At 65.8% G+C, this 12,944-nt stretch carries 13 protein-coding genes; 5 read left to right on the forward strand and 8 right to left on the reverse strand.

Annotation, left to right across the window (positions count from 1 at the left end; all coding sequences use genetic code 11):
* Positions 1-29: 29 nt before the first annotated feature.
* On the forward strand, positions 30-1,517 hold the full coding sequence (locus tag ASF09_RS09025; protein WP_060526295.1) for a lipopolysaccharide biosynthesis protein: 1,488 nt from the start codon (positions 30-32) through the stop codon (positions 1,515-1,517).
* Positions 1,518-1,532: 15 nt separating this feature from the next.
* Here the strand turns inward: ASF09_RS09025 and ASF09_RS09030 are convergent, their stop codons facing one another.
* On the reverse strand, positions 1,533-1,964 hold the full coding sequence (locus ASF09_RS09030; RefSeq protein ID WP_060525918.1) for a CBS domain-containing protein: 432 nt from the start codon (positions 1,962-1,964) through the stop codon (positions 1,533-1,535).
* Positions 1,965-2,014: 50 nt separating this feature from the next.
* Here ASF09_RS09030 and ASF09_RS09035 point away from each other — a divergent pair, with 50 nt between their 5' ends.
* On the forward strand, positions 2,015-2,317 hold the full coding sequence (locus ASF09_RS09035) for a hypothetical protein (protein ID WP_235529765.1): 303 nt from the start codon (positions 2,015-2,017) through the stop codon (positions 2,315-2,317).
* Between the two features lie 245 nt (positions 2,318-2,562).
* Here the strand turns inward: ASF09_RS09035 and ASF09_RS20285 are convergent, their stop codons facing one another.
* The 4 genes from ASF09_RS20285 to hisS all read right to left on the reverse strand — a co-directional run bounded on the left by ASF09_RS20285 (position 2,563) and on the right by hisS (position 7,443).
* On the reverse strand, positions 2,563-3,834 hold the full coding sequence (locus tag ASF09_RS20285; protein WP_060525919.1) for a DUF4167 domain-containing protein: 1,272 nt from the start codon (positions 3,832-3,834) through the stop codon (positions 2,563-2,565).
* 256 nt (positions 3,835-4,090) lie between these two features.
* Positions 4,091-4,909, reverse strand: a complete 819-nt coding sequence (gene prmC / locus ASF09_RS09045; RefSeq protein ID WP_060525920.1) for a peptide chain release factor N(5)-glutamine methyltransferase — start codon at positions 4,907-4,909, stop codon at positions 4,091-4,093.
* A 126-nt stretch (positions 4,910-5,035) separates the two neighbouring features.
* Positions 5,036-6,109, reverse strand: coding sequence for a peptide chain release factor 1 (gene prfA / locus ASF09_RS09050; RefSeq protein ID WP_056053173.1), 1,074 nt, complete (start codon positions 6,107-6,109; stop codon positions 5,036-5,038).
* Positions 6,106-7,443: a histidine--tRNA ligase gene (gene hisS / locus ASF09_RS09055; RefSeq protein ID WP_082444209.1), complete on the reverse strand. Its 1,338-nt coding sequence runs from the start codon at positions 7,441-7,443 to the stop codon at positions 6,106-6,108. Before hisS ends, prfA begins: the two co-directional genes overlap by 4 nt.
* Before the next feature lie 49 nt (positions 7,444-7,492).
* Here hisS and ASF09_RS09060 point away from each other — a divergent pair, with 49 nt between their 5' ends.
* From ASF09_RS09060 to ppa, 3 genes are all read left to right on the forward strand, one after another.
* A complete protein-coding gene (locus ASF09_RS09060) occupies positions 7,493-8,146 on the forward strand; it encodes a DUF1345 domain-containing protein (RefSeq protein WP_060525921.1) in 654 nt (217 codons plus the stop codon).
* 82 nt (positions 8,147-8,228) lie between these two features.
* Positions 8,229-10,142 carry a M61 family metallopeptidase gene (locus ASF09_RS09065; protein WP_060525922.1) on the forward strand — a complete coding sequence of 638 codons (1,914 nt, stop codon included), beginning with the start codon at positions 8,229-8,231 and terminating at the stop codon, positions 10,140-10,142.
* A 74-nt stretch (positions 10,143-10,216) separates the two neighbouring features.
* The gene (gene ppa, locus ASF09_RS09070) at positions 10,217-10,795 is read left to right on the forward strand and encodes an inorganic diphosphatase (RefSeq protein WP_056053185.1); all 579 of its coding nucleotides are present in this window, start codon (positions 10,217-10,219) and stop codon (positions 10,793-10,795) included.
* A gap of 116 nt (positions 10,796-10,911) precedes the next feature.
* Here the strand turns inward: ppa and ASF09_RS09075 are convergent, their stop codons facing one another.
* Genes ASF09_RS09075 through ASF09_RS09085 form a run of 3 tightly spaced genes read right to left on the reverse strand, consistent with a single transcriptional unit; the run spans position 10,912 to position 12,939 of the window.
* The gene (locus tag ASF09_RS09075) at positions 10,912-11,457 is read right to left on the reverse strand and encodes a GNAT family N-acetyltransferase (protein WP_082444210.1); all 546 of its coding nucleotides are present in this window, start codon (positions 11,455-11,457) and stop codon (positions 10,912-10,914) included.
* A 20-nt stretch (positions 11,458-11,477) separates the two neighbouring features.
* Complete coding sequence (locus tag ASF09_RS09080) at positions 11,478-12,353, reverse strand: DMT family transporter (RefSeq protein ID WP_060525923.1); 876 nt, start codon at positions 12,351-12,353, stop codon at positions 11,478-11,480.
* Positions 12,354-12,393: 40 nt separating this feature from the next.
* Positions 12,394-12,939, reverse strand: coding sequence for a hypothetical protein (locus ASF09_RS09085; protein ID WP_156359300.1), 546 nt, complete (start codon positions 12,937-12,939; stop codon positions 12,394-12,396).
* Positions 12,940-12,944: the final 5 nt, after the last annotated feature.

Below are 12,944 nucleotides of genomic sequence, written 5' to 3' on the forward strand. Positions count from 1 at the left end.
AAGGGACATATCGCTACATGCCCGATACGATGGATACCGCGACTCCTGCCTCGATGCCGGCCGACGATCAGCCCTCGCTGGCCGGACAAGTCCGGAGCGCATTGATCTGGCGCTCGGGCAGCCAGATCGTTGCGCAGCTGGTGCAATGGAGTGCCACCTTCCTGGTGATCCGGATTCTTGCCCCCGCGGATTACGGGCTGTTCGCGATGTGCCAGGTGGTTCTCACCTTCATGGCGATGCTCAATGGCTATGGCCTCGCGAGCGGGCTGATCCAGCAAAAGGAGATCAGCCACCACGAGGTGCGGCAGCTGTTCGGAATGCTGATCGTACTGAACGTGACGCTTGCGATCGCCCAGCTCTCGCTAGCGCCGCTCGCTGCAGCATATTATCGGCAACCGATCGTCGGCGACATGCTGCGCGTCCAAGCGCTGCTCTATCTGACGACGCCGTTCATTGCCCTTCCCTATGCCCTGCTGTCGCGCGCGATGGACTTTCGCCACCAGGCTAAGGCTAACATCACCGCATCGGTCGCATCGGCCAGCGCAGCGCTGGGTGGCGCGATGTACGGTCTGGGCGTCTGGACGCTGGTGCTCGCGCCGATCGTGCTGTTCAGCGTGCGCGGCGCAATGATGACGTGGTCGGCGCGCTCGCTGGTGTGGCCGAGCTTCAATTTTCGTGGGGCCGGGACGATCGCGCGCTATGGCGGGGTAATGGCCGCGAGCCAGCTGTTCTGGTTCCTGCAAAGCCAGGCCGACGTCTTCATCGCCGGACGCAGCTTTTCGCCGCACACGCTCGGCATCTATACCACCAGCCTGTTCCTGACGCAGATCTTCGTCTCGAAATTCGTGCCGCCGCTGAACGAGGTCGCCTTCTCCGCCTATGCGCGAATGCAGCATGATCCGGATGCGATCGGCCGGGCGTTCGTGCGCGGCGTGCGGATGGTGATGATCGTCGCGATGCCGTTCTACATGGGGCTGGCGGCGACCTCCGAACCACTCGTGCTGACGATGCTCGGCGAGAAGTGGCGCGAGACCGCCCCGGTGGTGCACCTGCTGGCGCTCGCGATGCCGTTCATGACGTTGCAGGTGTTGTTCACGCCGGCCTCCGATGCGCGGGGTCGCCCCGGGATCGGCGTGCGGAACGGCGCGACCGGCGCGATCATTCTCGCCAGCGCGTTCCTGGTCGGCGTGCACTGGGGACCGACCGGCATGGGCGTCGCGTGGATCCTCGCCTATCCGCTGTATCTGTCGATCAGCGCGTGGCGGACCCTGCCGGTGATCGGCGTGCGCGCGCGCGACGTCGCCGCCGCGGTCGCCGCTCCGGCGTTCGGGGGAATCGCGATGGCGCTGGTGGTCGGGCTGGTCGACCACGCCCTGCCGCCGCTCGACGCACACTGGCGGCTGGCTATACTCGTGCCGATCGGCGCGGCGGTATACGCAAGCTGGATGCTGGTTTTCGCACGCGCGACGATCCGCGAGGTGATCGCGATCACCCGGAAGCAGCCACTGCCCGCCTAGTCTGACGCGCCTACGCTACGCCGACTGAATATACTCGCGCATCGCCGCGGCGTCCGCCTCGATCCGGTCGATCCGATATTTGACGAGATCGCCGATCGAGACGAACCCGACCAGCGTGTCACCGTCGATCACCGGCAGATGACGGATCCGGCGCTGGGTCATCAACGACAGTGCGCCGATCGCCGACTCGGCGGGGCCGATCGACTTCACCGCGGTGGTCATCACGTCGCCGATCCGACGCGCCAGCGCGGCGGCCCCGTCGGCGTGCAGGCAGTGGATCACATCGCGTTCGGAGAAAATACCGGCCACTCGGCCGTTCTCGAGCACCGGCGCCGCGCCGATCCGCTTTTCCGCGAGCAACGCCACCGCGTCCGCCACCGTCGAATCGGGATGCAGCGAGAGGACGTCCCCTGCATCCTTGCCGCTCAGGATTGCCGCGATCGTCATGTTCGCCTCTCCATCTCTTGCGTCTTTGTAGCGCGTGGATTGAAGAAACCATGTTTGCGCGGCAATGGGAAGCGATGAGCGACCTGCCGCCCGGCCTGGACGACCCGGACTATGCCGCGTTTGCCTGGGCGCGGTTCCGGGCCATCATGGCGTGGATGGTGCTGGCCGCCGCAGTGTGCGTCGCGGCGATCATCGCGGCGATGGCGCATATCCAGGGGCCGCTGCATCTGGTGACGATGCTGGCGGTGATCGGCGGGGTCGGTGGATCGGTGATGATGGCCGGCCTGCTGATGGGCCTCGCGTTTCTCAGTTCGGGTAGTGGGCACGACGAGGACGTTACCCGGATCGACTGAGGGGGATGGCGCTAAAATCGCGTACATTCTCCCCACACCCGCTTGCGGGAGGGGCCGGGGGTGGGCACGCGGTCTCGACCAGTGCGGACGCGGATGGCGGGAGCCCACCCCCCAGCCCCCTCCCGCAAGCGGGTGGGGGAGACGATTAGCCACCCACCTTCCGAAACCCCCGCCGACGAAAAAGGCCGGCACCACGCGAAGCGGTACCGGCCTTTTCAATCCTCGGACCGACGTCGGCGCTAGGCTCAGCCAGCCTGAACTTCGTCCGGTACCGCGCGAACGCGGCGGCGGCGGGGCTTTTCTTCGGCAGCGGTGTCGGCAGGAGCCGCTTCGGCTGCGGGCGCCGGCGATGGTGGAGGAGCGACCGTTGCCGAGATGCCGAGCGACGGCGGCAGGCGATCCGCATCGAACGCGGTCGGTGCGTGCTCGTCCTGCCCGCCCTGGTCCCGTGCACCCTGATCCTGCGCGATGGGGGCGTCGAGACTGCGATCGCGGCGCGGGCGACCGCGACGGCGGGGCTGCTCCTCGGTCGCAGCGACGGGCATCGTCGTCTCGATGGCTTCGGTCGGCTGCGCCACCTGCTCGGTGGATTCGGTTACCGAACGGACCGCGTCGGCTTCCGAATCCTGGTTGGCGTTGGCGACCGGTGCGCTCACGCGGGGCGTGCGGCGGACCGTCTCGCGCTGGGGCGTGTCGCGGTACTCGCTGCGGGGCTCGCGGACCTGCTCGTCGCGGGGCTGCGTCTCGCGCTGCTGGGTCTCACGCGCCTGCGCTTCGCGAGCCTGGCCCTGCTCTTCGCCGCTGCGATCGTCGCGCGGCTGGGCATCACGCGGGGCGTTGCGCTGGTTGCGCGGGTTGTCGCCACGGACGCGGTCTTCGCGCTGGCCCTCGTTGCGAGGCTGAGCCTCGTTGCGCTGCCCCTCATAGCGGTTGTTCTCATACCGCGGACGCTCTTCGCGCTGCGGACGATCGTCACGCTGAGGGCGGTCCTCGCGATTCTGGTTGTCGCGAGCCTGGTTCTCACGATTTTGGCCCTCACGATTCTGGCGGGGCGCGTTCTGGTACTGGCCGTTCTGCTGGCCACCGTTCTCGCTGCGCGACTGCTCGGGCGTACCCTGCTGCTCGCCCGAGCGGATCGGTTCGCCCTCGTCGCCGTAATCGTCGTCGCCGTCGAGATCGAACGGCTGCTGGCGGCGCGGCTGCTGCTGCGCCTGTGGCTGGCTCTCTTCGAAGCGGGCGCGGGTTTCGCTCAGGACGCGGAAATAATGATCCGCGAACTGGAGGTAATATTCGATGTTGACGCGGTCGCCCTGCTGCTGCGCGTCGCGCGCGAGGTTCTTGTACTTCTCGTACAGCTGGCTCGCGTTGCCGCGCGCGCGGCTGTCGATGCGGTTGCCGGTATCGCGACCACCCTGGCCGCCGCCGCCACCCTGGCGTTGACCGCCACCACTACCGCCGCCGCCATTATTATTGTTGCCACGACCGCGACGGCGGCCGGCTTGCCGGTTGTTGATCAAGCTTGTGTCCTCAGTCGTCGAACCAAAATCTGGTCGTGCTCCGAAATGCGGTGCAAACCCCCGTCGCGCACCGATGATCTAGACGAGATCGGTGCGTCGAACTTGCCAGGGCCGCCGGACTGCAGCGACCTCAAAGCGAAGGATGCGGGTCATCGCTCTAAACCGACCAATCGTCGAGAGTGCGTGCCCCTGCCCGCGTGATAGCGTCCGCAAGGGACCTACTACAAGCGAAATGTGAGGTTTAGCGCCATATTGTTCAAGTCGCGGGGGCGTGGGTTGCCACTAACGCACGCGCGTTGCCGCCATAGTCGTGATGGAGCGCGACGTGCAGGCCCTGCGCTTCGAGCAACGCGGTGACGGGGGGAGCCTGCGTCGAGCCGATCTCGATCACCGCCGCGCCGCCGGGGGCGATCAGCGCGGGGAGTTGCTTTGCGAGGATGCGGTAGTCGTCGAGCCCGTCTGCGCCGGCGAAGAGCGCGGCGTGGGGTTCGTGGTCGTGGACTTCGGCTGCGAGGCGTTCGTCGGTGGCGATGTAGGGGGGGTTGGCGAGGATCAGGTCGAACTGGCCGACGATCGCGCTGGCCCAGCTGCCGCGGATGAAGCGCGCGCGGTCGGTGACGCCGAGGGTTGCGGCGTTGGCGTGGGCGTAGGCGAGCGCTTGGGGGGAATAGTCTACGCCGAGGCCTTGCGCGGGCCATTCGTCGAGCGCGGCGAGGAGCAAGGTGCCGGGGCCGGTGCCGAGGTCGAGTATTGTTGCGGGGGCGCGGCCGACGAAGTGCGCTTGGGCTGCAATCAGGAGGGTTTCGCTGTCGGCGCGGGGGACGAGTGCGCCGGGGCCGACGGCGAGGTCGATCGACCAGAAGCCGCGGGTGCCAGTGATGTAGGCGATCGGCTCGTGATTGAGGCGGCGGTCGACGAGCGCGGCGAAGGTCTCGGGGACGGCGTAGCGATCCGGGTCGAGGAGGATCGCGTTGCGGTCGACGCCGAGTGCGTGCGCCATGAGGAGTTCCGCGTCGAGGCGCGGGGTGGCGGAGAAGGTGAACTGCGCAGCGGCGGTTGCGATCGCCGTCCTCACTGCTCCCCTCCCGCTTGCGGGAGGGGTCGGGGGAGGGGCTGTCACCGAGCGATGCCCTTAGCGGGAAGCCCCTCCCCTAACCCCTCCCGCAAGCGGAAGGGGAATGCCTTTGCGGTTGGGGAAAGCTTAGCCATCGAGCTGCGCCAGGCGGTCCGCTTCGTCCTGCGCGACCAGCGCGCCGATCAGTTCGTCCATCTCGCCCGCGACGATCTCCGGCAAGCGGTGGAGCGTCAGGTTGATGCGGTGATCGGTCACGCGACCTTGCGGGAAATTATACGTGCGGATGCGTTCAGACCGGTCACCCGAGCCGACCATCGACTTCCGCGCGCCCGCGCGCTCGGCGTGCAACCGATCGCGCTCCGCCTCGTACAGCCGCGTCCGCAACACGCGCAAAGCCTTGGCCTTGTTCTTGTGCTGCGACTTCTCGTCCTGTTGAATCACGGTCAGCCCGGTCGGGATGTGGACGATCCGCACCGCGGAGTCCGTCGTGTTGACCGACTGGCCGCCGGGGCCCGACGAGCGATAGACGTCGATGCGCAGGTCCTTGTCGTCGATCTTGACGTCGACCTCCTCCGCCTCGGGCAGCACCGCGACGGTCGCCGCCGAGGTGTGGATTCGGCCGCCCGCCTCGGTCGTCGGCACGCGCTGGACGCGGTGGACGCCGCTCTCAAACTTAAGCTTGGCGAACACGCCTTGGCCGGTGACACTGGCGACGACTTCCTTGAAGCCGCCCGCGTCGGACGACGATCCGGAGATCATCTCGACCCGCCAGCCCTGCGATTCGGCATAGCGCTGGTACATCCGGAACAGGTCGCCCGCGAACAGCGCCGCTTCGTCGCCACCGGTGCCAGCGCGGACCTCGAGCATCGCCGAGCGCTCGTCGGCGGAATCGCGCGGCAACAGCGCGAGCGCGAGCTTGCGGTCCGCGGTCTCGAGCAGCGTGCGGTTCTCGTGCAGCTCGTCCGACGCCATCGCGCGCAGTTCGTCGTCGGCATCCTCGGCCATGAACGCGAGGCTCTCCGCCTCCTGCCGCAACCGGCGCACTTCGGTGGCGGCTTGGGCTACGGGTTCGAGCTCGGCATATTCCTTCGATACCGCGACGAAGCGGTCCGACGGGAGATCGCCGGTCGACATCAGAGCTTGGAGCTCGTCACGCCGCGCCTCGATCGCGCGGATGCGGTCGGGGGAGATCTGGGTCATGCTTCCCAAGGCTCAATAACCGCGTCGAACTGAGAACCTCTCGGTGCAGTTAAATCGCTGCTTACCGAAAAATTATTGCGAAGCGGGTTCAGAACCCGTTCGATCTGATGATCGCCACCCTCGTGTTCATGATTGGCGCGCACGGAAATACCCACGTTTGGTAATCCCGTCGGCCCCACCCGCGGAGCAGTCACTATCAAACGGCTTAGCGATCCAGTTTTGGCTGCGAGCTCGAATCGCCTTTTTGCGTTTCCTCGGAAAGGCATGTCCGCCCGCAACCCAGCCATACGCAACGTTGCAAGAAGTCGCGTAGCTACCAGTTCTGCTTGAGCCGATTCTGGGATGACAGTTACTTCAGGAACTAGAGTTCCCGGTTCTTCCAGGAGCATAGCCAACCGCTCGACACCCGCAGCCCAGCCCACGCCGGCCGTCTCGGGCCCGCCAAGCGAGCCGATCAGCCCGTCATACCGCCCGCCCGCCAACACGGTCCCCTGCGAGCCCAACCGGTCGGTCACGAACTCGAACGCGGTGTGGCGGTAGTAATCGAGACCGCGGACCAGCCGCGCGTTGCGCTCCCATGCGACGCCTGCCGCATCGAGCCCGGCGGTCACCGCCTCGAAGAACGCGCGTGCCTCGGGGGTCAAATACGCATCGATATCCGGCGCGCTGTCGGCGATCGGGCGGTCGCGGGGGTCCTTCGAGTCGAGGATCCGCATCGGGTTCTTCTCAAGCCGCGTCAGGCTGTCCTCCGACAGCTCTCCGCGGTGCGCCTCGAAATGCGCGACCAGCGCCTCGCGCCACGCATCGCGCGTCGTCGCGTCGCCCAGCGTGTTGAGCTGCAACGTCACGCCCTCTGAAATGCCGAGTTCGCGCAGCAATTGGTCCGCGAGCACGAGCAGCTCGACGTCCGCCGCCGGCTCGGCCGCACCGATCACCTCGGCGTCGATCTGGTGGAACTGGCGGAACCGCCCCTTTTGCGGGCGCTCGTAGCGGAACACCGGGCCGCTGGTGGTGAGCTTCAGTGGTGCGAACTGCTGCCAGCCTTCGGTCAGATAGGCGCGGGCAATACCGGCGGTGAACTCGGGGCGGAGCGTCAGCGAATCCCCGCCGCGATCCTCGAACGTGTACATCTCCTTCGACACGACGTCGGTCGTCTCGCCGAGCGATCGCGCGAACACCGCCGTCGACTCGAACACCGGGATATCGACGCGCTGGAAGCAATACAGCGCCCGCACGCGTTCGAATGTCGACAGGACATGCGCGAAACGGCGCTGCTCCTCACCGAAAATGTCCTGGGTGCCACGGATGCGGCGCGGAGTTTCTGTCTTAGCCATGATGCGCGCGTATCTAGGCGACGTGCCCGCTAAGCGCTAGCGCTGTGGCATGAACGACAAACCCAGATATTGGGGCCTCGGCCAACGCGTTGCCCCGCCGCGCTTCATCCTGTTCGTGCTGGTCTTCGCGATCGGCCTCGCCGCGCTGATCCCGCGCTTCGGGCTCGGGCGCGGCACTATGGCGGCGTTCGACGTCGCGGCGGTCGTGTTCCTGATCGCGGTCTCGACGCTGTTCCGCAACGCCACCGCCGCCCGGATGCGCCGCGCGGCGGAAGAGAACGACGCCAACCGCGCGGTGCTGCTCGGGTTCAGCGGGACGATCATGCTGGTCATCCTGGTCGCGGTGGCGAAGGAGTTGCAGGGCAAGAACGACGCGGTCGGAATCGCGCTGACGATCTCGACGCTGGCGCTCGCGTGGCTGTTCTCAAACATGATCTACACGCTGCATTATGCGCATCTGTTCTATGTCGACGATCCGGACGGCAAGGATGCGAAGGGCCTCGATTTTCCGAGCTGCGACGAGCCCGATTACTGGGACTTCGCCTATTTCGCGTTCACGCTGGGGATGACGTTCCAGACCTCCGACGTCGAGATCACCTCGCGCCGGGTCCGCAAAGCCGCGCTCGGCCAGTGCATGGCGGCGTTCGTGTTCAACATCGGCGTGCTGGCGTTCACGATCAACGTGCTCGGGAGTGCTGGCTGAGGGTACCGGGTAAAGGACTGGACGGCTGCCCTTTATCGCGATTACACCTCGGGTCATCGTCTCTCAGCCGGAAGGCCCTTCCTTGATCCGCAAGCTTCTCGTCGCGTCCCTGCTCGCGTCCGCCGCCCCTGCATTTGCGCAGGTCCCCGCAGGCAACACCGCGCCGCAACCGGTGCCGTTCGTCGACACCATCCCCGACGCGGTCGACACGCCCTATCCGGGCACGCTGCTGCTAGACGTCGATGCGACCGATACCGAGCGCGGCATTTTTCGCGTCAAGCAGACCATTCCGGTCGCCAAGTCCGGGCCGATGGCGTTGCTGTATCCGAAGTGGCTGCCCGGCGCGCATTCCCCGCGTGGCGAGATCGAGAAGCTCGCCGGTCTCGTGATACGCGCGAACGGCAAGATCGTCCCCTGGACGCGCGATCCGGTCGACGTCTTCGCCTTCCACATCGACGTGCCGACCGGCGCGAAGTCGGTCGTCGCCGAGTTCCAGTTCGTCTCCGCGACCAAGGGCGATCAGGGCAGGGTCGTGATGACGCCGACGATGGTCAGCCTCGAGCCGAACCTCGTCAGCCTGTATCCGGCGGGCTATTTCACGCGCCAGATCCCGATCAAGATGACCGTCACCTATCCGACCGGCTGGACCGCCGCGGGTGCGGTGCCGGCGAAGGTCTCGGGATCGACCTACAGCTACGACACCACCAACTACGAGATCCTCGTCGATTCGCCGACGCTGGCGGGTAAATACGGCAGGGTCTGGCCGCTCAGCCCGAAGGTCGATCTCGACGTCTTCGCCGACAGCCCCGACCAGCTCGCCGCCAAGACCGAACAGATCGACGCGCACAAGCGCCTCGTCGACCAGGCCGCCAAGACTTTCGGCGCGCAGCATTACGATCATTACCACTTCCTGCTGTCGATCAGCGATCTGCTCGGCGGGATCGGCCTCGAACATCACCGCAGTTCCGAGGATGGCGTGAAGCCGGGATATTTCACCGAATGGGATACGGGCGCCGCGGCGCGCAACCTGTTGCCGCACGAGTTCACGCACAGCTGGGACGGCAAGTTCCGCCGCGGCGCCGACCTGTGGACCCCAGACTTCCGCACGCCGATGCGCGATTCGCTGCTGTGGGTGTACGAAGGCCAGACGCAGTTCTGGGGCTATGTGCTCCAGGCGCGCTCGGGGCTGGTCAGCAAGCAGGACACGCTCGACGGCTATGCCGCGATCCTGGGCATCTACGACAGCGCGAAGGGTCGTGAATGGCGCCCGCTGATCGACACGACGAATGACCCCGTCATCTCGGCGCGGAAGCCCAAGGGCTGGACCAGCTGGCAGCGCTCGGAGGATTACTACAACGAGGGCCTGATGGTCTGGATGGAGGTGGACGCGATGCTCCGCCAGAAGTCGAACGGCACCAAGTCGATCGACGATTTCGCAAAAGCGTTCTTCGGCGTCCGCGACGGCGATTACGGCGAGCTCACCTACACCTTTGCCGACGTCGCGAAGACGCTGAACGGTATCGTCCCCTATGACTGGGCGACATTCCTCGACACGCGCCTGACCGAGACGGGCAAGCCCGCGCCGATCAACGGCTTCGCGATGAACGGCTACAAGCTGGTCTATGGCCCCGAGCAGAGCCCGTATCTGAAGCAGGCCGAGAAGACCCGCGGCACCGATGTCAGCTATTCGCTGGGCATGGTGATCAACAAGGAGGGTGTCGTCACCTCGTCGATCTGGGATAGCCCCGCGTTCAAGGCCGGGCTCGACGTCGGTACCGAGATCGAGGCCGTGAATAGCGAGGCGTATTCGGCCGACCGGATCAAGGCGGCGATCCTCGCAGCGCAGGGAACGAAGGCGCCGATTCGCCTGACTGTAAAGAACAACGACCGATTCCGGGACATCACGCTCGATTACCATGACGGGCCGCGCTATCCGCGCCTTCAGAAGGTCGGTACAGGGGAAGGCGGGCTCGACAAGCTGCTGACGCCGCGTTGAGCCTTTGAAATCTATCGGTGCCGGTTGCTCCCCAGACGAGGAGCGCCGGCACCGTCATATTCGAAAGGACCGCCATGCGTATCGATCTCATCCCGACCGGCAAGAACCCGCCCGAGGACCTGAACGTCATCATCGAAGTGCCGACCGGCGGCGAGCCCGTGAAGTACGAGTTCGACAAGGCATCGGGCGCGCTGTTCGTCGATCGCATCCTGCACACGCCGATGCGCTATCCCGCGAACTATGGCTTCGTGCCGCACACGCTGAGCCCCGATGGCGATCCGCTCGATGCGCTCGTGATCGCACGCTCGCCGTTCATCCCCGGCTGCGTCGTCCGCGCGCGCCCGATCGCGGTGCTGAACCTGGAAGACGAAGCCGGCGGCGACGAGAAGCTCGTCTGCGTGCCGGTCGATGCGGTGTTCCCGTATTACGCCAACATCGGCGAGCGTGCCGACATGCCCGAAATCGTGTTCGAGCAGATCGAGCACTTCTTCACGCACTACAAGGACCTCGAGAAGACGAAGTGGGTCCGCGTCGGCAAGTGGGGCGACGCCGAGGAAGCCAAGCGCGTCACGATCGAGGCGATCGAGCGCTATGAGGCCGAGAAGGCGAAGGGCAAGGAGCCGATGAATTCGGACGACGCCGCAGGGCGCTGATCTGACGTGTGTCGGTTTACTGCCCTGGGAGCGTTCTAAATTACCTCCCCGGCGCAGGCCGGGATCCAAGTGGAAGGTCGAAGTAACGGAGGACTATCCATCGTTACCTCTGGCCCCTAATTGGGCCCCAGCCCGCGCCGGGGGGTAGTATCTGACGGAACCGGTTCGGTGCGGCGGTGGCCCTTTTGCCGCCCCGCCAACCGAACCAGCGCTTCGCCCGACATCCGCTGGATCGTCCAGCCTTCCATCCCGACCGCGCCGACCTTCCGATAGAATGCGATCGCGTCGGCATTCCAGTCGAGCACCGACCATTCGAACCGCGCGCAGCCGCGATCGAGCGCCACGCCGGCCAGATGCGCGAGCAACGCACCCCCGACCCCCTGCCCGCGCGCCTCGGGCGTCACGTACAGATCCTCGAGATAAAGCCCGCGCCTGCCCGTCCACGTCGAGAAATTGTGGAAGAACAGCGCGAACCCTAGCGGACCGTCCGCAGTCTCCGCAATCAAGGCCTCCGCGGCAGGCCGCTCGCCGAACAACGCCGCCGTCAGCATCGGCTCGGTCGCCTCGACCGCATCCGGTTCGCGCTCGAACGCGGCGAGCTCGCGGACGAAGCGCAGGATCGTACCGACATCGGCAGCGGTGGCGGAACGGATATGAGTCATGCACTAGCCTCGATCGATGTCTACGCGATGTCACGTCGCCGCGCCGCGTACAGGCACGCGACGACGATGATCGCCGCGCCCGCCAGCGTGAACGCCGATACCCGCTCGCCGAACACCAGGAAACCCAGCACGGCGGCATAGACGAACGAGGTGTATTCGGTGGTCGCGAGAAACCCCGTATCGCCGTGCGCATAGGCCCAGCCGAGCAGCCACAGCGACGCGGTCGCAAGCCCCGCGGCCAGCAGGAGCTCGGGCCACTGCGCCGCCCCGGGCACCACCGCGAGCCAGGGCGCCGCCAACGCCAACGTCGTGGTGATGACGAGCGCCTGGAAGAACGCGATCTCCCCCGGCCGCGCCGCCTGGCTCTGCAGCCGCGCGATCACCAGGTTGACCGCATACAGTACCGCCGAGCCGAGGATCGCGAGCGTGCCATGGAACGTCTCGGGTCCAGGCACCTCGCGCCCCTGCCCGATCATCACGACCACCACGCCACCGAGCGCGGCGATCGACGCAAACGCAGTTTTCAGCCCGACCCGCTCGCCCAGCGTCACCGCGCCAAGCAGCAGCGCTAGGATCGGCGCGATGTAGGTCAGCGAGATCGCCTGCGCCATCGGCACGCGCGCGAGCCCCCAGAAGAACAGCACCGCCATCGCCGTCGTAACGAGCCCGCGCGCCAGATGCAGCTTCAACGCGCGCGCGCTCGGCCGCCCGCTGTTCCCGAGCTTCCACGCGACCGCGCCCAGCCCGACGCTGATCATCTGCCGCCACAGCAGCGCGTTATAGACGCCGATCGCGAGGACCAGCGACTTCATCACCGCATCCATCATGGAGAACAGGCCAATGCCGAACGCGGCAATTGCGAAGGCCAGAGCGGGGGAAACTGTGCGTGCCGTCATTGACAACGGCCGGCTCCGAACATGACCGGCGGCAGCAAGGTCAACGCCCCATCAGGCGGTTCCACAAGCCGGTTTGTCGCCTTTGCCCTCCAGCTTCTACGACTGTGAAGGCCGGCTCAATCCCGTCTAGCTCTGTTAGATCATGCTTAAATCCGCAGATCGAGCGAGCGACCTCAAGCGGAATATCAAACATAAAATCTACATCCGTCGCGTGCGCCTGCTTTGCTCGAAAATCAGCGATCATAGCCGAAGCCTGAAACGGAAGATTGCCTTCGATAACTAAGTGATCAAGGACCTTGTCCCCCTCGTGATGCAAACGCCAGCGCGAAGTTTTGTTTTCGAACATAACAGCAGTCGAGTGCATGCATGTTTCGTTGACGCATACCGCGAGCACGGGCCCGTACTGCGACAATAGAGCCGCCGTCTCATCACTGGCAAAGGCTTCGTCATTGGACCATAACACAGTCCAGCCGGTCCCAAGTTCGGCGATAGAAAAGAGCGACTCGTTCGCTGCATCAAGCACTCCGGTATCCCGAAATCCGAAATGCGCCAGCAACGCATCCGAGTTCACGCCGCTTACCGCCATCCAAG

This window comes from Sphingomonas sp. Leaf242, assembly GCF_001422045.1.
Classification (GTDB): Bacteria; Pseudomonadota; Alphaproteobacteria; order Sphingomonadales; family Sphingomonadaceae; genus Sphingomonas.